Below are 18,304 nucleotides of genomic sequence, written 5' to 3' on the forward strand. Positions count from 1 at the left end.
AACAGGCTCCTCTCCGTATGTCAAAATACTTTGCCCCGCACCGGTACCATGTCGCCCGCCCCGCTGCAGGGGATAACTCCAGGGACAAACCGCAGTGATTTTCCCCAAGCAACTATTCCCGGCCTACAGCCTTGCCGCCACTTCCTCCAACGTCTCCACACGGGCCGTGGCGAGGGTGGGAACATCTTCCGCAGAAAACAGGAAATTGCGGCCTACTCCGGCGGCAAGAGCCGCCCGGATGTCCCGCTCCCGGTCACCTACGGACACGCAGGCTTTCATATCCAGCCCATGCGCGGCGGCAGCCTTCAAAAACAGGCCGGGATTCGGTTTCCGGTCGGGATGTCCGTCATCCGCGCTGGGACAGTGAAACACACCTGCAATCTCCGCACCGGACGAACGGAACACCCCTCTCATATATTCCGTCAACCGCTCAAAGTCATCTTCAGAAAACATGCCGCGTCCTATGCCGGACTGGTTGGTCGCCACCAGCACCAGATACCCCTTCTCTTTAGCCTGGCAGCAAAGATTCAGAATTCCGGGAACCAGCCGGAAGTCCTCTATGCGGTGCACATACCCGCCATCCACATTAACCACGCCGTCCCTGTCCAGAAACAAAGCCTTACCCGCCATATATCTCCCGTTCAACCAGTTCGCAAACCAGATGCCCCACTGCAATGTGCATCTCCTGAATGTTGTTCGTGGCATCGGAAGGAACGGCAATGCAAAACTCCGCAACTTCTTTCATCTCTCCGCCTCCGCGGCCTGTCAAGGCCACCGTCCGGACGCCCATCCGGCGCGCCAGCTCCATCGCCAAAACGATGTTCCGGCTGTTGCCGCTCGTGGAAAGCCCCACCAGCAGATCTCCGGGACGGCCCACTCCCTCCAGCTGCCTGGAAAACACCGTCTCATAACCGTAATCATTGCCCACGGCGGTCAGGATGGAAGTATCCACCGTCAGGGCCAGCGCATTCATGGCGGGGCGGTTCAGCTTGTAACGCCCCACCAATTCGGCGGCCAGGTGCTGGGAATCCGCAGCGGAGCCTCCGTTGCCGCAGAACATGATCTTATTCCCGGCCTTAAGGGTATCCGTACAAATGCGGGCAACCTGTTCAATATCCCCGGCCATGGAAGCCAGGGCTTTGAAATTGTCCGCTATCCCTAAAATCTGGTTCCTGATGTATTCGCTCATTCCGGGCTGCTTTTCATGCGGTTGATGATATTGGTGGAGGAAAAACCCTCCAGGCGGGGCAGTTCAAGAGCCTGCCCTCCATAAGATTTCACGAACTGTCCTTCCGGCCAGCATTCCAAGGGATACCCTTCTTTGGCAATCACGTCCGGACGCAGCTTCTCAATCAGAGGCAGAGCCGTATCTTCATCAAACGGCACTACATAATCGACAAAATCCAGGGATGCCAGCAACAGGGAACGCATCTCCTCATTATTAATCGGCCTGTCCTCGCCCTTCAGCCGCTTGATGGAGGCGTCCGTATTCAACCCTACGAAAAGCACGTCGCACGCTTCACGCGCCTTCATAAAGGAATGCAGATGCCCCAGGTGGAGCAAATCAAAACAACCGTTTGTAAATCCAACCACCTTCTTCTCACGGCGGAAACGTTCCGCCAGCTCCGCCGCGGCCTCCGGCGTCAGGATATTGTCGCGGTGACGCCAGGAGGGCGTCTGGATATCCTTCTCCTTCAACGCCTCCTTCAATTCCGTTCCGGTCACGCTGGCCGTTCCGAACTTGCCCACTACGATGCCGGCGGCCACATTGGACACGACCAGAGCATCCGGCACCGCGGCTCCGGCGGCCAGCGCCGCGCCCAGACTGGCGAGGGAGGTATCACCCGCACCGGACACGTCAAAAACATCCCGGGCCTCCGTAGGAATGCAGACAAAATCGGAAGGGCTGGAGGAAGGAATGAAAATCATACCGTGTTCGCTCAAAGTGACAATCAGATTCTCAATGCCGAATTCGGAAAACAGCCTCTGCGCCCCCGCCACGGCATCCTGTTCCCACCCGTCCATGGCAGGATTGAGCGCCACGCCGGTAGCCTCCTGGAACTCCTTCATATTGGGTTTCACCAGCGTGGCCCGCCTGTAGCGGGAATAATCCGCTCCCTTCGGGTCCACAATGACGGGCTTGCGCGCCGCACGGCACCGGGCAATCACATCCGGGGCGGTTCGTCCGTCAAACAGGCCTTTCCCGTAATCGGACAAAAGGACAAGATCCGCCTCCGGCAAACAGGCATCCACTCGTTCAAAAAAACGGGAAGCCAGCTCCGGCTCCATCCTCAGCGGCTGTTCCTGGTCCGCTCTCAGCAAATGGTGCTTGCCCGCCACAAAACGGATCTTCACGGTCGTCTCGTACCCTTCGCACTCCACCAGCTCCGGAACGCAGTGCGTCTCTTCCAGAAAACGCCTTACCTGCCGCCCATGGCCATCATCCCCGACCACGCTGATAAAAGTGGTGCGGCATCCCAGCGCGCACAGATTGGACACGACATTGCCCGCGCCTCCCAGCATGCGCGTCTCCCGGTCCATCTTCATGATGGGAACCGGAGCCTCCGGCGAAATACGGCTGACGCTCCCATACAGGAACTTATCCAGCATCACGTCCCCGATGCAGAGAATCCGCACCCGGGAAAATCCGTCAATCAATGTATGCAGCCGGTTCATGGGAGACGCCTCTTTCTACCACGCCCCCTGTTATAAGGCAAGGACAGTTGAACCGCGCTCCGGAACCGGAAAACGGGGCAACGCGGCCGCTTCCCGCCGTTCCGGACGGCAGAACTCTCATTCAGTGGCAAAAAATAGGTCAGTCATGATAAAAATCTTGACCTGTAAGCAGGAAAGCACTACCTATTGTCTCCCGTTCCCGGACGAATAGAAAAAGGAAAACAAATCATGCGTGAAGTTACCGTAAGAAAAGGTGAACCTATCGACCGCGCTCTCAAGCGCCTCAAAACAAAACTGGATGTTGAAGGCATTCTGGATGAAATGCGCCGCCGCCGCGCCTTTGAAACCCCGATGGACGAACGCCGCCGCAAGGCCCGTTCCGCCAGCAAGCGCAACAAGGTAAAATGGCGTTACAGCAACAAGAGCGAAGAAACCGCTTCCGAAACTGCTGAAACACCCGCTTCCGCTCCTGAAGCTTAAAACAGTATTAGTTCGGGAATAAGAACCCAATTTCCATGAGGGCAACCCTTTCTCAAGGATTGCCCTTTTTGCTTCCCTCTGCACATGAATCAGTCAGCCCAGCTCTTCTCCCGCGCACGCTCCGTTATCCCCGGCGGAGTCAACTCCCCCGTCAGGGCCTTCCGCAATGTGGACGGGGACCCCTTCTTTGTTCAATCCGCCAAAGGAGCCTACATCACGGATGCGGACGGGCGCCAGCTTATTGACTACATAGGCACATGGGGCCCGGCCATTCTGGGCCACGCTCCGCAACCCGTTCTGGACGCAGTACATGCCGCCGTGGACAGGGGGCTGGGCTATGGAATTCCTGCGCCGGCGGAAGTGGATATGGCGGAAATGATCACGGACATGGTTCCCTCCGTGGAAAAAGTGCGCATGGTCAACTCCGGAACGGAAGCAACCATGTCTGCCATCAGGCTGGCGCGCGGCTATACCGGACGCCGCAAAATCATCAAATTCATCGGCTGCTACCACGGCCATGTGGACTCCCTTCTGGTAGCGGCGGGTTCCGGAGCGCTCACCTTCGGAGAACCGGACAGCGCGGGCGTACCCAGGGAAATGACGCAGCTCACCCTCACCGTGCCCTACAATGACCGGGAAGCAGTAAAAAAAGCCTTTGAACTCCATGGAAGCGACATTGCCGCCGTCATCCTGGAACCCTTTCCTGCCAATGCCGGACTCTACTTTCCGCAAAACGACTTCCTTCACTTCCTGCGGGAAATAACGCTCCGCCACGACGCCCTTCTCATCTTTGACGAAGTCATGACGGGCTTCCGGGTCGCTCCCGGAGGCGTGCAGCAGCTTTACGGCATCACTCCAGACCTTACCTGCATGGGCAAAGTCATCGGCGGAGGCCTCCCCGTGGGAGCTTTTGGCGGCCGCTCGGAAATCATGGACTGCCTCTCTCCGCTTGGCCCCGTGTATCAGGCGGGAACCCTGTCCGGCAATCCGGTCGCCATGGCGGCGGGATTGGCCCAGCTCCGGGAACTCCTGAAAGGGAACGCCTATGAACGCCTGGAACAGCTCGGAGCGCGCATGGAAGAAGGCATCCGCGAAGCCCTCAAAAAACACGGCAGAAATTACACCTTCCACCGTGCGGGCTCCATGTTCTGCCTCTTCTTCACGGAAGAGGAAGTCTATAATCTGGAATCCGCGCAAAAAGCTTCCAAAAAACTCTTCAAATCCTTCTTCTGGAACATGCTGGAACAAGGCGTCTACTTCGCGCCCTCCCCGTACGAAACGGGCTTTATCTCTGCAGCCCATACGGAAGAAGACATTGACCGCACGGTGGAAGCCGTCCGCATCAGTCTCTCCAGGCTGGGTTAACATGCCCCTGATTTGAAGTGACAGCTCACGACCCTTCCCCTATAAGGACTTCATGAGACAAATGACAGGAACCATGCTGCTTCTGTCCTCAGCAGTCGTTATGGCAGCTCCCTGGGCGCATGCGGAGGAAAAGACAATCCGGCTCACGGAAGCGGAACAACAGGAAATCAAGACGGCAAACGAAAAACTGCTGGGCCTTACCCTCCGTTTCCTGCATGACTCCTGGCCGCTGGAAATCATGTTTCCCGGAGAAGTGCAGGAGGAATTCCACTCCATTCTTCAATGCCATCAGATGCTGGAACAATTCCGCCAAACCGGCAACCTCCTGCTCCAGACGCCGGACCGTACCACGCCTCTGCACCTCTGCATTGCCCTGGGATTAAACCGACTGGCCGTCCGGATGGTAGAGGCGGGCGCTCCCGTCAATGCTCAATCCATTTTCATGCATGACGGCACAAAAGAGCCGGGAGACACCCCTCTTACCTGGGCGTGCCTCTCAGGCCTCTATATGAATTCCACCGCGGAAGAAAGGCTGCCGTTGGTGCACGCCCTGCTCAAACACGGCGCCGACCCGGATCAGCCGGGGCCTTGGGGCGTCACCCCGTTCATGTATTCCGCCGCCCTCAATGACTCCGATCCGGGCCAGGAAAAAATAGCGCTGGCGCTCCTGGACGCAGGCTCCCCGGACCTCAAGCGCAGAATGAACGCACAGGCGCGCGGAGTCGGCTTCCTCAGCCTGTCCCCCGCCATTTACGAACGGCTCATCAAAGCCGGCTGTGATGTTAACGAACGCTTTTTTGAAAGCAAGCAATCACCCCTCCACCTGGTCTGCACCAAGGAAAAACCGGCGGAACGCCTCATTCCTCTCATTGAACTTCTCATCAACGCGGGAGCGGATCCCAACCAGCCGGACGTGGATGGCCTGACTCCGCTGATGGCTTGCAACTCTCCGGAAATAGCCGTTTGCCTCATGAATCACGGCGCCAATCCCTCTCTCCGCAACGATGACGGCCAGACAGCCTATGACTTCCATATGAAAAACGGGTATCCCCCCATTGCGGAAGCCATCAAACACTGGCAGTCCAAGCAGAAAAAAGGGGAAGCCCGCTAAATAGCGGGCGCCATCGCCGGCTTTGCCCCCCTCCTTCTCCTACTGGTGCGGGAAAGAAAAGCGGATACCGTCACGGCCCGGGAACAGGTGGCCGGAACCCTCTCCCCGGAACAGCCGTGCTTCCGAAGCCATGCAGGCAGCCCACCCTGTTTCCTGTTATAAAAAAGCCGCTTCCCCAATTCAGGGGAAGCGGCCTTGAAACCACAGGAAGAAAGAATTATTCCTCCGCTTCAATGCCTTCGCCAATCATCTTGGGATCTTCCGGCATTTTGCCTGTTGTGAAGTAACCTTCAATTTCCTCCAGGGAACGCCCCTTGGTTTCAGGCAGGAAGAAGGTCACCGTAATGAAATACAGCACCGTAATGCCGCCCAGCGTAAAGAACACGCCGGAATAACCGCAGCTGCCCACCCACGGGAGGAAAGAACCGGCGATAACCGTGGAAACCAGCTGGTTGATCAACAGAGCAATCGCCATACCGTTGGAGCGGATGCGGGCGGGCATCAGCTCGGACAGTGCCAGCCAGACGCATACGCCGGGGCCGGTGGCATAAAAAGCAATAAAGATAATGAAGAACGCAGTCACGCCCCAGCCCATGGAGGTATCCGGCTTTTCGCCCAATTCCGCCTTCAGAATGGAAACGGGCTTCATGGCATAACCGTCCTTGCCGTTCACCACCATTTTATTGGTGGAATCCGGAACGGCCTTGATCACGGCCAGAGAAGCCTTGTCCTCTTCCTTCTTGATATCCTTGGTATCCTTGGTCAGTTCGGAAAACTCTACGACGGAAAGCTGGGTGGAAGACCCCATCAGGAACTGGTACCAGGCGGGATTGGCTTCCGGCTGGTCATAGGTGATGATGAGCTGCATCCTGTTGATGTCCTTGTCGGCCATGCCGTTCTTGGCAAGAAGATTCCTGATGAAGGGGGAATCCGGAGTACGTTCCAATTGAAGCGTGCGGATGGAACCCACATCCTTGCCCTGTTCAAACTCCTTCTGGACGGAAGGGCTCTGGGCGGCCAGCAGGGCAGCCACATCCGCAGTCACATCCTTGCGGGCTTTTTCCACATTATTGAACAGGAACCCGGTGCCAAGAAGGCCGACCACGATGCCGGCCGTTCCGATTTTAAGCAGGAACTTGCGGCCCTTGCGGTCCACCAGCACCATGGCGACAATAGTCATCAAGCAGTTCACGACCTTGATGGTAAAGTCTGCCCAGTTGGCGGTGGTGCCTTCCAGGCCTGCCTGCTGGAATACCTTCACGGAATAATTCAGCACGGAATTAATGCCCGTAGCCTGCGTAAACGCCAGAACGAGCACCGCCAGAACAAAGGGATAGATATACTTGCGTTGAAGAAGGGACTCGCCGGAAGAGCTCTGCTTTTTGAGTTCCTCCGCCTTCTGCTTCTCTTCCTCTTCAATGTGGACCATTTCATCAAACACTTCCTTGGCGCGGGCATCCCCGTAACTGCGCACCAGCACAGCCATGGCTTCATCCTTGCGGCCGCGGCGGAACAGGTAGCGGGGAGATTCGCTCAAACGGAAGGAACCGAAAAACAGGAACAGGCCGGGAATGGCGCAAACCCAGAAAATAGCCTGCCAGGCCAGAACCTTGGCGGAAGTCAGCGATTCTTCGCTCGCGCCGGAATTCTCGACGCCGCCCACATAACTGGCGGCAAGCAAACCGACGACGGCGGCAAACACCAGGCCCACCGTCAGCAGGAACTGGAACATCCCCGTTCCCTTGCCGCGGGATTCGGCGCTCAGGCACTCGGCCAGATACAGCGGAACGACCACGCCCACAATACCGGCGCTGGCGCCCTGAAGAATACGGCCCAGCAACATAATGCCGAATACCTCCTGGGACAGGCAGATCACGGGGATGCTCGCCGTAAATAAGGCTGCGGCCACGGTAATCAACGCCTTGCGTCCCATCTTGTCGGCCAGATAGCCCGCAAACAGGGAAGAAAGAACGCTGCCGAACAGCACGGCGGCCACCACCTGGGAAAGCTGGGAGGGATTAAAACCGGCCGTCTGCTCAATGTAGGGAAGCGCGGCAGCAATCACGCCAACGTCCACACCGTAGAGCAGGCCGCCCAAACCGGCCATGATGAGGAGATAGCGCATATATCGCCTGGCCGCATCCGGAACGGCGGCTTTCATGTTTTCTTGGTCTGTCATGGTCGTTGCATTCTAGTAAATTGGCTCTTCTCCGCAACCAAAAAAGACACTTCCCGGGCAAAAACAAATTTCCTACCCGGAAATGCGTTCAAATGGTGAAAATATCGCAAAAGAAACAAGTAACAAACTGTCCGAAAACAGGAAATCATTTGGACACCTCTGCAAAAAAGCCCTCATGCATCCCCCGGCTCCGAAAAACAGCCATGGGAAAATTCCGGAGCCGCACTTCAATCCCCGTAAACCGTCCGGAAAAAACTCCCCTTCCGTATTGGAGCCAGAAAAACAGCGCGATGCGCCATCACGGAAACGGAAGCCGCCCTTACCGGCCTCATCTGGCGGAAGAATCTATCCCAAGCCGCTTTTCAATCAGGTTCACAGACAACTCCGCGCACAGGCGCAATTCGTTATCGGCGTCATGAGTGAAAGCCTTAAGCGCGGACAGGGAAGCTTCCGAACCGATTTCCCCAAGAATGCGGGCGGCGGAACGTTTCAAAACAAAATCGTCCGACTCATTCAGCGAACGGATGATATCAGCTTCTCCCGTTGGGCCGGCTGCCTTGCATTCGTCCTCCCACTTCTGGGGATCCTTTTTCCATTCCTCCAGAAGCAACGCCAAACTTCTCTTTTCCGAACCATGCAGTAAAAACCTGATCAGAGACGCCGGAATTTCGCAATCCGCCTTCTTCAGCTCCGTAGCCACGTAATCAACCACGCGCTGAGCCTCCTCATGATCCGGTTCCGCCCATACCACAAGGGCCGAAGCCAACGCGGTCACATATTCCGCATCACGCCCCCACGGTTCCCGGAGAAGCTCCACCAGCCTGGAAGAAACCTCACCTCGCATCTTATCCGGATTCACAGCCGACAAACGTTTTGCAGCGGCAATAACGCGACGGATGTCCAGACAGGACAGCTCCTTCAAATTGGCCAGCACGAAATACTGGTGGCGCTCATCCTGCAACGCGGCGGAAGCGGGCCGCGCTTCAAACCTGTCCCGGTTCAGAATCACTTCCACAAAAAAACGCTCCTTATCCTGCAGGGACACCTTCCCCATCTTGCCCGCAACCTCTACAAATTCCTTAAACGTAATGGGAGTGGGAGTAATAACGAACAGTCCGCCGCCCGTTCCCTTGCGGTCATAAAAAATAGGTTCGTCCTCGGACTGGGTCATCCTCTTCAAATACGCCTTTACCATATCCCGGTTGGCTGCATTCACCCCAACCACCCATACGCCCAGAACCCCCTGGGATTCCTTGCGGTCAATAGCGGAAAACAGAGGTTTCAAATCACCGTCCCCATAATTCTGGACAGAAGCGTTCTTGGAGGGCAGCTGCTCCAGCCCCATGCTGGTAAAGCCGGAGACATCTTCTTCCCCGGCGCTCCCCTCTTCATGACCTCCGAGCAGGGAAGGATTCACCTTGACCGGATACACGAAAGGCAGGGAAGCAATCCCCCCTGCAACCAGCAACCCCAGCAAAATGAAAACAATCTTGTGCCTGCGTCCAGCACAGGCCATCAAGCCTCCGGCAAGACAGGCAAAAAACAGGGCAAACGCCTTCTGCTGGGGCTGCTGCAGCATGGAAAGGAAAAAGGTCCCATCCATCTCGGAAGAAGCATTGTAAAAAATCCAGACGCAGCCGGCGGCAACAGCCAGAGACGCGCAAAGGCACACCAATTGAATCAGCCCCGTTTCCACCAGGGCGCTCTGAATGGCTTCCCTCCTGTCTTTGGGGGAATGGACGGAAACGGCTTTCTTCGCTTTGGCAAAAGGTTTCTTAGGAATCAGTTTTTCCCTGTCGCAAAGAAATTCATGCCCGCATTTGCTGCAATTCACCATAGAACCCTCCGCGGAAGAAGGCACATTGATATGTCGTTTGCACTGTGGACAATTCAGATTCACCGGACTCCAATATGCACGTTTTTCATTCTTTTGCAATACCTGTCTTCCCAACTTTCCTCTTACCATGTACCCCGCGAAAATATGCAAGAAACTTCCATCGGCTCCTATTTCCATCATTTCTCCTTTTCATTTCGACTCTCTGATTTTTTTCTGAATGTAAAAACTCGCTCAAACCGCTCTCATTGAAAATAACATTTAATCGAAAACCATTCCGCAAACTTCGGAAAACAAGGTAAAGGGAAAATTCCCATCTTCCCCTGGCGAAAAGCTGGAAATTTTTCAGTCTCCCTTATCAGGGGCTCAATTTCCAAACGCACCTTGATATAAATTATTTGAATTTTACAACACGGGCCATTGGAAAAAGATAAAAACGCTCTTCATGCTCCTCTTCCCGCCTCACGTCATTCCGAGTGAACACGCTTGCAGAAGAGGAAATTTGGTAGTAGAATTTTCGCCATGTCATTGCAGCCTGCCGAACGCCGAGATTTCATCCGCGATATGATTTCTGATGACCTTGCCTCCGGCAAGCATCAGGCCCCGGTAACACGCTTTCCCCCGGAACCCAATGGGTATCTTCATATCGGACATGCCAAATCAATCTGCCTCAACTTCGGCATCGCCCAGGAATTTCCGGGTGCGCGCTGCCATCTGCGTTTTGACGACACCAACCCCAGCAAGGAAGACCAGGAATATGTGGACAGCATTCAGGAAGACATCCGCTGGCTGGGCTTTGACTGGGGCGATAACCTTTTCTTTGCCAGCAACATGTTCGACTTCTTTTACGAATGCGCCGTTTCCCTCATCCGCAAGGGATTGGCCTACGTAGACGAACAAACGGTGGAGGAAATACGCGCCCAGCGGGGCAACGTGAACGTGCCCGGACAGGAATCACCCTACCGCAACCGCTCCGTGGAAGAAAACCTGGCACGCTTCCAGGCCATGAAAAACGGAGAAATCCCGGAAGGCAGAGCCATCCTGCGAGCCAGGATAGACATGGCCTCCAGCAACATGAACATGCGGGACCCCGTGTTGTACCGCATCATGTTCGCGGAACACCACAACACGGGCAGTTCCTGGTGCATTTACCCCATGTATGACTTCGCCCACCCGCTGGAAGATGCCTACGAACACATCACCCATTCCCTCTGCACGCTGGAATTTGAAAACCACCGCCCCCTCTATGACTGGGTCATTGAAAACTGCCCCGTCCCGGCACGCCCGCGCCAGACGGAATTCGCCCGCCTGAACCTTACCTACACCGTCATGAGCAAGCGCAAGCTGCTGCAACTGGTGCAGGAAGGACACGTCTCCGGCTGGGACGATCCACGGATGCCCACCGTCTCCGGCATGCGCCGCCGGGGCTACACTCCTGCCGCCATCCGCAACTTCTGCCACACCATAGGCATCACTAAATTCAACGGCTTCACAGATGTGGCCCTGCTGGAATACAGCGTAAGGGAAGACCTGAATGCCAACGCGCCGCGCCGCATGGCCGTGCTCAATCCCCTCAAGGTCACTATCACCACCCTGCCGGAAAACGCGGAAGAAATGGCTGAAGTGCTGAACAATCCGGAAAAACCGGAAGAGGGCGTCCGCCGCCTCCCCATCACAAGGGAAGTCTGGATTGAACGGGACGACTTCATGCTGGACCCTCCTAAAAAATACTTCCGTCTGGCCCCCGGCCGCACCGTACGCCTCCGGGGGGGCTACTGCATCACCTGCACGGACTACAAGCAGGATGCGGAGGGAACTATCACGGAAATCTTCTGCGAACACATTCCCGGCACCATCGGCTCCAACCCTCCGGAAGGAATCCAGTGTCGCGCCGCCATTCACTGGGTAAGCACCAAATACGCGGTGGACGGAGAAATCCGCATCTATGACCGCCTTTTTACGGAAGAAAACCCGGACGCTGCTGAAGAAGGGTTCCTGTCCGTCATGAATCCCTCATCGCTGACCGTCATCACAAACGCCAAGCTGGAACCCTCCCTGGCCGGAGCCGAACCAGAATTCCGCTGCCAGTTCGAACGTCTCGGCTACTTTGTGGCGGACCGCAGGGACCATGTACCGGGCCGTCGTCCTGTTTTCAACCGCACGGTGGCTCTCAAGGACTCCTGGGCAAAAAAACAAAAATAACCTCTCTTCATCCCCTTTTATGGACAATCAACTTCAATTCTGCACCGTTGAAGAAGCAGTGGAAGAAATACGGCAGGGACGGATGATCATCGTTACGGACGACCCTGGGCGTGAAAATGAGGCAGACTTGATCATTGCCGCCGAATTCGCCACGCCGGAAGCCATCAACTTCATGGTTACCCACGCCAGGGGCCTCGTCTGCGCACCTCTTTCACCGGAACGGGCGGACGCCCTCCAACTCCCGCTCATGACCTCCGTCAACCGGGAAAACATGTCCACAGCGTTCACCGTCTCCGTGGATGCGGCCCATGACATCACTACGGGCATCAGCGCCGCGGAACGCTCCCTCACCATTCGCACGCTGGCGGACCCCAAAGCCACCGTCAACGACTTTGTTCAGCCGGGTCACACATTCCCTCTCCGCGCCGTTCCCGGCGGAGTGCTGCGCCGCGCCGGCCATACGGAAGCCACCATTGACCTCGTGCGCATGGCAGGCCTCCAGCCCGCCGGCGTCTGCTGTGAAATCATGAAGGAAGACGGGACCATGGCCCGCATCGGGGACTTGGGAGGATTCCAGAAAAAACATGGTCTGAAAGCCTGCACCGTAGCCCAGCTCATTGAATACCGCCGGGCCAAGGAAAAGCAAATCCGGCTGGTGGAAACCGTCAACATGCCCACAGACTACGGTGACTTTACCTGCCGCCTCTATGAATCCCAGCTGGACGGTGCTCTCCACCTGGCCCTGGTTCACGGGGAAATCTCCCCGGACAAACCCACGCTGGTGCGCGTGCATAGTGAATGCCTGACGGGTGATGTCTTCGGCTCCCGCCGCTGCGACTGCGGCAGCCAGTTGCACACCGCCATGCGCCGCATCGCCCAGGAAGGAGGCGTCCTGCTCTACCTGCGGCAGGAAGGCCGAGGCATCGGCCTGGCGGCGAAACTCAAGGCTTACAAACTTCAGGAACAGGGTCTGGATACCGTGGAAGCCAACCTCAAGCTCGGCTATCCGGACGACCTGCGCGACTATGGCATCGGCGCGCAAATCCTGCATGACCTGGGAGCAAACCAGTTGCGTCTGCTTACCAACAACCCGCGGAAAATCGTGGGGCTGGAGGGCTTTGGCATAAAAATCACGGAACAGGTTCCTCTCATCATCCCACCCAACGAACAAAACAGCAAATACCTGGCTACCAAAAAATGCAAGCTGGGCCACATCCTGTAACTTTCCACTCCATCCCTTCATGTCCACGGAACTTCCCCGCCGCCAGCGCGCCACGGGCACGCGCGCCAAAATCTGCATCGTCGCCTCGGAATACAACGAACAATACACCCAGGCCCTGGTAGAAAACTGCTCGGAAGAACTGAAAACCGTGCTTCCCTCGGTCCGCCTGGAAATCATCCGCGTACCGGGAGCCTTTGAAATTCCGGTGTCCATTAAATCCGTTCTCTCCCGCTCTCCGGAAAAACGTCCTGATGCCGTGGTGGCTCTGGGGGTCATCCTGCGCGGCAGCACAGACCACGCGGACCTGATCGGCTCCACCATTACCCAGGCCCTGATGCAGCTCGCCCTGGAATTCACCACCCCCGTCATTCATGAAGTCCTGCTGCTGAATGATGAAAAGCAGGCCTTCGCCCGCTGTATCGCCTCTCAGCTCAACCGCGGCCGTGAAGCGGCCCGCACCGCTGCCCGCATGGCGGAACTCTTCCTCAACTCCCTGCTCCGGCAATAATACCTATTACTCTCTCTTCTCTATCGCCATGCTCTCACGCAACCAAATCAGACAAGCCGCCCTCCAATACCTTTACGCCGCCTCCCAGACGCCGGAAACGGAACAGGAGGGAATCTGGGATATCCTGATGGAACCTTTCCGGGGAGACTACTGCAAACTCAAGGCCAAGGCCGTCTCCGGCCACCTGACAAGGGACTATCCGGACAAGCTGCGCCTCTTCATCACCCGTGCGCGGGAAACGGCGGACAAACTGCAGCAAGACCCTCTTACCCTGCCCGTCCGCGACCAGCTTCAGGACCTGCTGACCAAGGAAGGAGAATTCAACGCCGCCCTGCTCCGGCTGAAAAAAGCCCTGCACGAAGACCCCGCCAATGACAAGGGTTCGCTTTCCGCCGCCTGCGACGCCGCCCAGGAACTCAATACCGCGCTGATGCAGATGCGCCGCCGCCTGCTGGACACGCTCAAGGACTTCCCAGCCTACAACGCAATCTGGCCCTCCCTCATTTCCTCCTGCAGGAAACTCCAGGAAATCAATGACCGCATCAACTGCCTCATCCACCCGGACGACCGCCCCTCCCTGGCGGAAATAAAAAAAGTGGTGGAGGCAGGACGGGATGCGGATGAACTCTACCGGGAAGCCAAAACCCTGGGGGAAGACATCCTGCGCCGCCGGGACGGGTTGGACGCCGCCATCGACTCCACGTTGGAAAACTACTCCCCGGAACGCGTCAGCGCCATTGACCGCGCCATCCTGCGCCTGGGCGCCTATGAACTCCTTCATCGCAAAGACCTCCCGGCTCCCATCGTCATCTCGGAGGCCATCCGCCTGTCGGAACGCTTCTCCTCAGCGGAATCCCCCCGCTTCGTCAACGGCGTCCTGGCCGGAATCTCAAAAACGGAACACCCGGCATAACTCCGCTTCGCGCCATGGCAGGATTCTTTAAAAAACTATTCACCAAATTCTCCCGAAGCTCCCGGATAGACTGGGAAGAACTGGAAGCTGAGCTGGTAGCCGCGGACATCGGCATCAGGCGCGCCATGGGTATTGCGGACCAGCTGAAGGAAAGCAAAGGCCTGGATGCGGAAAATCTGGTGGAATCCACCCGTGAAGTGCTCCGCCGGGCCTTTCCTTCCACCGCTCCGTCCCTGCCCGTCCCTCCGGAAGGCAAACCGCTGGTCATTCTGGTCGTGGGCGTCAACGGCACCGGGAAAACTACTTCTGCGGTCAAATTGGCCCATTTGCTGCAAAAACAGGGCTCCCGCGTCCTTCTGGCTGCGGCGGACACTTTTCGCGCGGCCGCCGTGGAACAGCTTCAAAGCTGGGCGGACAAGCTGAATATCCCCATCTGCAAGGGAGCACCCGGCCAGGATCCGGCCTCCGTCTGCTATGAGGCCCATACGCAGGCCATCAGGGAAGGCTTCCAATACCTCATTTGCGATACCGCGGGGCGCCTCCATACGCGCCACAACCTCATGGAGGAACTCTCCAAAATTCGCCGGACTCTCGCAAAGCAGGATGCATCCGCCCCCCACAGCACCCTGCTGGTAGTGGATGCCACTACAGGCGCTAACGCCCTGGCACAAGCCAGGGAATTTCATAAAGCAACGCCCCTGGACTCCGTCATTATCACCAAAATGGACGGTTCCGGAAAGGGAGGCGTGGCCGTAGCCATCATGGATGAAATGCACATTTCCCCCTCCTTTCTGGGAACGGGGGAAGAAGCCGAAGACTTTGAACCCTTCAACCGGGACCGCTACGTGGATTCCCTGCTGTAACGGGACCGCCTCAAATCCATGCCACCGCTTCCCCTCATCACCGCCCAGACGGAGGAAAAGCTGCTCGCCTTCCTGACGGAACATGGGCACACCAAATTCCGCACCCAGCAGGTTCTGGACTGGGTGTGGCGCAAGCGCGTCACCACCTTTGACGCGATGAGCAACCTCCCCCCCGCGCTCAAAAATCTGCTGGCGGAAAATTTCCGTTTCCACACGCCGGAAATCGTGGAAATCCACGGCTCTGCGGACACCACACGGAAATTCCTCACCAGAATGGAAGACGGCAGCCTGGTAGAATCCGTCATCATTCCTGCCGCAGCAGCGGAAAATGGAGAAAAATCGGAGCGCGTCACCCTTTGCGTTTCTTCCCAGGTAGGCTGTGCCTTCGGCTGCAAATTCTGCGCTTCCGGGCTGCTGGGCCTTAAACGCCACCTCACCACGGGGGAAATCATCGGGCAGATTCTCTCCGCGGAAGCCATCGCGGGAAAACGGGTCAACAACATCGTCTTCATGGGCATGGGGGAACCCCTTTCCAATTTTGACAACGTGGTGGATGCCCTGGAAATCATCACTTCCCACCGCGGTTTGGAAATAGGGGCGCGCCACATCACCATCTCCACGTCGGGATTCGTGCCCGGCCTGAAAAAACTGGCGGCCTATCCCAGGCAAATCCGTCTGGCCGTTTCCCTGCACGGAGCCACGGACGAAGTTCGCGACCAAATCATGCCGGTCAACAAAAAATGGCCGCTCTCCCAGCTCATTCCGGCCCTTGAAGAATGGAGCAGGGGAAGAAACCAGATGCCCACGCTGGAATACATCCTCATCCGGGACATCAACGACTCTCCGAAAGACGCGTCCCATCTCGTCCGGCTCGCCAAACGCCTGCACGCCAAAGTCAATCTCATCCCGTACAACACCGTGGAGGGGCTTCCGTGGAAACGCCCTTCGGAAGAACGCTGCCGTTCCTTCCGGGATGCAGTTCACAAGGCGCGCATCCCCGTTACCATGCGGTATGAAAAAGGTCATGACATCAACGCCGCCTGCGGGCAGCTGAGGCTGAGGAAAGAACAGGAAAAGAACGGATGGACGCCCCGTTGACGGAACGGGGCTTTTCCGAATTTGCAACGTTGCCTATTGCCCGGCTCCCTCCGTTGTGCTATCCTTCCCGGCCGGATGCCACCCATCCAGCCGCCTCACCATGGAAACTACGACAACCACCACTGCCGTTCCCCCGCTGGAACTGACCAGGGCCCCCCGCAAAACCCCGTCCCTGGACCTCAGGGACATTCCGCAGGCTCCCGGCCCGGAAAAAGGAGTGCTGGCCCTCATGGCCATGGACCCGGCCACTTACGTGGGGCAGTGCGTGACCATCGGCATGACGGAGGACTACTTCTACCTCCCCGCGCACAAGCTGCTCTGGCGCCTTTTCCAGGCCCGATATAACAAAAACGAACCCATTGACATCGTTTCCATCACCCAGGCTTTGGAAGACATGCACCAGCTGGAAGCCGTAGGCGGAAGCGCGGGCCTGGCGGAAATATACACCTTTACCACCACCGGAGCCTATTTTGAGCATTACCTCAATGTCCTGAAGGACAAATTCATCCTCCGCTCCATCATTGACATCGCCAACCAGTCCACCACGCAGGCCTTTGACAATCCGGACGACGTAGCGGAACTGCTGGATTCTGTGGAAACCCATATTTTCCAGATACGGGAACGCTATAACAGCGCCAAGGATGAACAAAGCCTGGCCAGCATCCTTAAACAGGCCGTCACCAATTTTGAAAAATTTATCGCAAGCAAAGGCCAAATCCAGGGACTGACCACGGGATTTGAGGAACTGGACAAAAAAAGCAACGGGCTTAAACCGGGGGACATGTTCATCATCGCCGCCCGTCCCTCCATGGGTAAAACCTCCTTCCTGCTCAACATCATTGAGCACATCGCGCTTAACGAAAAAAAGCCTACTCTGCTCTTTTCCTGTGAAATGCCCGCAGTCCAGATTGTGGAACGCCTTCTTTTCGCCCGTTCCGGAGTCCGCAGCCGGGAAATCATCAAGAGAGGCAACCTCACCCAGCTTGAAATGAAGCACTTCAAACAGGCCGTCAAGGAAGTGGGGGCTTCCCAGCTTGTCATTGACGATACCGCAGCCATCTCCATCAACGAACTCCGGGCCAAAGCGCGCCGGGTCATGCGGGACCAGGGCGGTTTGGCAGCCATCGGCGTGGACTATCTCCAGCTCATGCGCTCCCACTCCAAACAGGCGGCCAACAGCCGTGAACGAGAAGTGGCGGAAATATCCGCCGGCCTCAAAGCCCTGGCCAAGGAACTTAAAGTGCCTGTTATCGTTCTGGCCCAGCTCAACCGCGGTCCGGAAAGCCGCACGGGAGCCAGCCTGGGCGTCCCCCGCATCTCCGACCTTCGCGAATCCGGCTCCATCGAACAGGACGCGGACATGATCGGCCTGCTCTACCGCTCCGCCTACTATGCGGAAGATGAGGAAAAACGCCAGCAGATGGCCGGACGGGCCAATCTGCATCTGGCTAAAAACCGCAACGGCCCCACGGGGGACGTTCCGCTCCACTTCGAAGCGGAACTCATGCGCTTCTCCACACGTGAGGCGGATGAACACGACCAGGAAAGCGAATAAAACATCTCGCTGTCTGTGCCTGTTCTCTGCGGATTAACAATCCGTTACAGGCTGAAACCGAAGATAATTCTGTTTAATTCGGGCAAAGTTACAAGTTTCTACGATCATTGAAATGATACGTTCTTTCTACATGTAACTATTTCCAGAAAAGGGAATTCTCAAAATTTTATTGCAAATTTAAATACCGCAAAGGCCTGTTGAATTTTCATTGGAGACCGATGATGCCAGTCGGGCTTGATTTCATGAAAACGTCCTCTGATACGAAAGGAAACGTCTACACAAGTTATTTTCTCTTAGA

General features: G+C 56.7%; 15 protein-coding genes. 10 read left to right on the forward strand and 5 right to left on the reverse strand.

The window, feature by feature from the left end:
• Positions 1 to 123 precede the first annotated feature (123 nt).
• The 3 genes from WW58_RS12205 to WW58_RS12215 are packed head-to-tail and all read right to left on the reverse strand — an operon-like array spanning position 124 to position 2,676.
• On the reverse strand, positions 124 to 630 hold the full coding sequence (locus WW58_RS12205; RefSeq protein WP_022198439.1) for a D-glycero-alpha-D-manno-heptose-1,7-bisphosphate 7-phosphatase: 507 nt from the start codon (positions 628 to 630) through the stop codon (positions 124 to 126).
• Entirely contained in the window at positions 620 to 1,189 is a 570-nt protein-coding gene (gene gmhA, locus WW58_RS12210) for a D-sedoheptulose 7-phosphate isomerase (protein ID WP_012419467.1), read from the reverse strand. The genes WW58_RS12205 and gmhA overlap by 11 nt, the downstream gene beginning before the upstream one ends.
• Complete coding sequence (locus WW58_RS12215; RefSeq protein ID WP_022198441.1) at positions 1,186 to 2,676, reverse strand: PfkB family carbohydrate kinase; 1,491 nt, start codon at positions 2,674 to 2,676, stop codon at positions 1,186 to 1,188. The genes gmhA and WW58_RS12215 overlap by 4 nt, the downstream gene beginning before the upstream one ends.
• 228 nt (positions 2,677 to 2,904) lie before the next feature.
• Here WW58_RS12215 and rpsU point away from each other — a divergent pair, with 228 nt between their 5' ends.
• The 3 genes from rpsU to WW58_RS12235 all read left to right on the forward strand — a co-directional run bounded on the left by rpsU (position 2,905) and on the right by WW58_RS12235 (position 5,632).
• Positions 2,905 to 3,156, forward strand: a complete 252-nt coding sequence (rpsU, locus tag WW58_RS12225; protein WP_012419469.1) for a 30S ribosomal protein S21 — start codon at positions 2,905 to 2,907, stop codon at positions 3,154 to 3,156.
• 84 nt (positions 3,157 to 3,240) lie between these two features.
• Positions 3,241 to 4,521, forward strand: coding sequence for a glutamate-1-semialdehyde 2,1-aminomutase (hemL, locus tag WW58_RS12230; protein ID WP_022198442.1), 1,281 nt, complete (start codon positions 3,241 to 3,243; stop codon positions 4,519 to 4,521).
• 52 nt (positions 4,522 to 4,573) lie between these two features.
• The gene (locus WW58_RS12235; protein ID WP_215833072.1) at positions 4,574 to 5,632 is read left to right on the forward strand and encodes an ankyrin repeat domain-containing protein; all 1,059 of its coding nucleotides are present in this window, start codon (positions 4,574 to 4,576) and stop codon (positions 5,630 to 5,632) included.
• A 217-nt stretch (positions 5,633 to 5,849) separates the two neighbouring features.
• Here WW58_RS12235 and WW58_RS12240 read toward each other — a convergent pair whose 3' ends face one another.
• Complete coding sequence (locus WW58_RS12240; RefSeq protein ID WP_022198444.1) at positions 5,850 to 7,811, reverse strand: MFS transporter; 1,962 nt, start codon at positions 7,809 to 7,811, stop codon at positions 5,850 to 5,852.
• A 328-nt stretch (positions 7,812 to 8,139) separates the two neighbouring features.
• Positions 8,140 to 9,672, reverse strand: coding sequence for a hypothetical protein (locus WW58_RS12245; protein ID WP_128154930.1), 1,533 nt, complete (start codon positions 9,670 to 9,672; stop codon positions 8,140 to 8,142).
• Positions 9,673 to 10,167: 495 nt separating this feature from the next.
• Between WW58_RS12245 and WW58_RS12250 the strand changes: the two genes are divergently transcribed.
• The 7 genes from WW58_RS12250 to dnaB all read left to right on the forward strand — a co-directional run bounded on the left by WW58_RS12250 (position 10,168) and on the right by dnaB (position 18,006).
• A complete protein-coding gene (locus WW58_RS12250) occupies positions 10,168 to 11,847 on the forward strand; it encodes a glutamine--tRNA ligase/YqeY domain fusion protein (RefSeq protein ID WP_022198446.1) in 1,680 nt (559 codons plus the stop codon).
• Between the two features lie 19 nt (positions 11,848 to 11,866).
• On the forward strand, positions 11,867 to 13,069 hold the full coding sequence (locus tag WW58_RS12255; RefSeq protein ID WP_022198447.1) for a bifunctional 3,4-dihydroxy-2-butanone-4-phosphate synthase/GTP cyclohydrolase II: 1,203 nt from the start codon (positions 11,867 to 11,869) through the stop codon (positions 13,067 to 13,069).
• A 19-nt stretch (positions 13,070 to 13,088) separates the two neighbouring features.
• Positions 13,089 to 13,577 (forward strand): 6,7-dimethyl-8-ribityllumazine synthase, encoded by a 489-nt coding sequence (gene ribH, locus WW58_RS12260; RefSeq protein WP_022198448.1) that lies wholly within the window; start codon positions 13,089 to 13,091, stop codon positions 13,575 to 13,577.
• 28 nt (positions 13,578 to 13,605) lie between these two features.
• Entirely contained in the window at positions 13,606 to 14,490 is an 885-nt protein-coding gene (nusB, locus tag WW58_RS12265; RefSeq protein ID WP_022198449.1) for a transcription antitermination factor NusB, read from the forward strand.
• A 14-nt stretch (positions 14,491 to 14,504) separates the two neighbouring features.
• Positions 14,505 to 15,353, forward strand: coding sequence for a signal recognition particle-docking protein FtsY (ftsY, locus tag WW58_RS12270; protein WP_022198450.1), 849 nt, complete (start codon positions 14,505 to 14,507; stop codon positions 15,351 to 15,353).
• Between the two features lie 18 nt (positions 15,354 to 15,371).
• On the forward strand, positions 15,372 to 16,451 hold the full coding sequence (rlmN, locus tag WW58_RS12275) for a 23S rRNA (adenine(2503)-C(2))-methyltransferase RlmN (RefSeq protein ID WP_046437958.1): 1,080 nt from the start codon (positions 15,372 to 15,374) through the stop codon (positions 16,449 to 16,451).
• A gap of 100 nt (positions 16,452 to 16,551) precedes the next feature.
• The gene (gene dnaB / locus WW58_RS12280) at positions 16,552 to 18,006 is read left to right on the forward strand and encodes a replicative DNA helicase (protein ID WP_012419480.1); all 1,455 of its coding nucleotides are present in this window, start codon (positions 16,552 to 16,554) and stop codon (positions 18,004 to 18,006) included.
• The last annotated feature ends 298 nt before the right edge of the window (positions 18,007 to 18,304 follow it).

Origin of the sequence: Akkermansia sp. UNK.MGS-1 (assembly GCF_000980515.1) — a bacterium.
GTDB classification, from domain to species: domain Bacteria; phylum Verrucomicrobiota; class Verrucomicrobiia; order Verrucomicrobiales; family Akkermansiaceae; genus Akkermansia; species Akkermansia muciniphila.

Coding starts and splice junctions, on each gene's coding strand:
- WW58_RS12205 (WP_022198439.1), bottom strand. CDS start 630: ATGGCGGGTAAGGCTTTGTTTCTGGACAGGGACGGCGTGGTTAATGTG.
- gmhA (WP_012419467.1), bottom strand. CDS start 1,189: ATGAGCGAATACATCAGGAACCAGATTTTAGGGATAGCGGACAATTTC.
- WW58_RS12215 (WP_022198441.1), bottom strand. CDS start 2,676: ATGAACCGGCTGCATACATTGATTGACGGATTTTCCCGGGTGCGGATT.
- rpsU (WP_012419469.1), top strand. CDS start 2,905: ATGCGTGAAGTTACCGTAAGAAAAGGTGAACCTATCGACCGCGCTCTC.
- hemL (WP_022198442.1), top strand. CDS start 3,241: ATGAATCAGTCAGCCCAGCTCTTCTCCCGCGCACGCTCCGTTATCCCC.
- WW58_RS12235 (WP_215833072.1), top strand. CDS start 4,574: ATGAGACAAATGACAGGAACCATGCTGCTTCTGTCCTCAGCAGTCGTT.
- WW58_RS12240 (WP_022198444.1), bottom strand. CDS start 7,811: ATGACAGACCAAGAAAACATGAAAGCCGCCGTTCCGGATGCGGCCAGG.
- WW58_RS12250 (WP_022198446.1), top strand. CDS start 10,168: ATGTCATTGCAGCCTGCCGAACGCCGAGATTTCATCCGCGATATGATT.
- WW58_RS12255 (WP_022198447.1), top strand. CDS start 11,867: ATGGACAATCAACTTCAATTCTGCACCGTTGAAGAAGCAGTGGAAGAA.
- ribH (WP_022198448.1), top strand. CDS start 13,089: ATGTCCACGGAACTTCCCCGCCGCCAGCGCGCCACGGGCACGCGCGCC.
- nusB (WP_022198449.1), top strand. CDS start 13,606: ATGCTCTCACGCAACCAAATCAGACAAGCCGCCCTCCAATACCTTTAC.
- ftsY (WP_022198450.1), top strand. CDS start 14,505: ATGGCAGGATTCTTTAAAAAACTATTCACCAAATTCTCCCGAAGCTCC.
- rlmN (WP_046437958.1), top strand. CDS start 15,372: ATGCCACCGCTTCCCCTCATCACCGCCCAGACGGAGGAAAAGCTGCTC.
- dnaB (WP_012419480.1), top strand. CDS start 16,552: ATGGAAACTACGACAACCACCACTGCCGTTCCCCCGCTGGAACTGACC.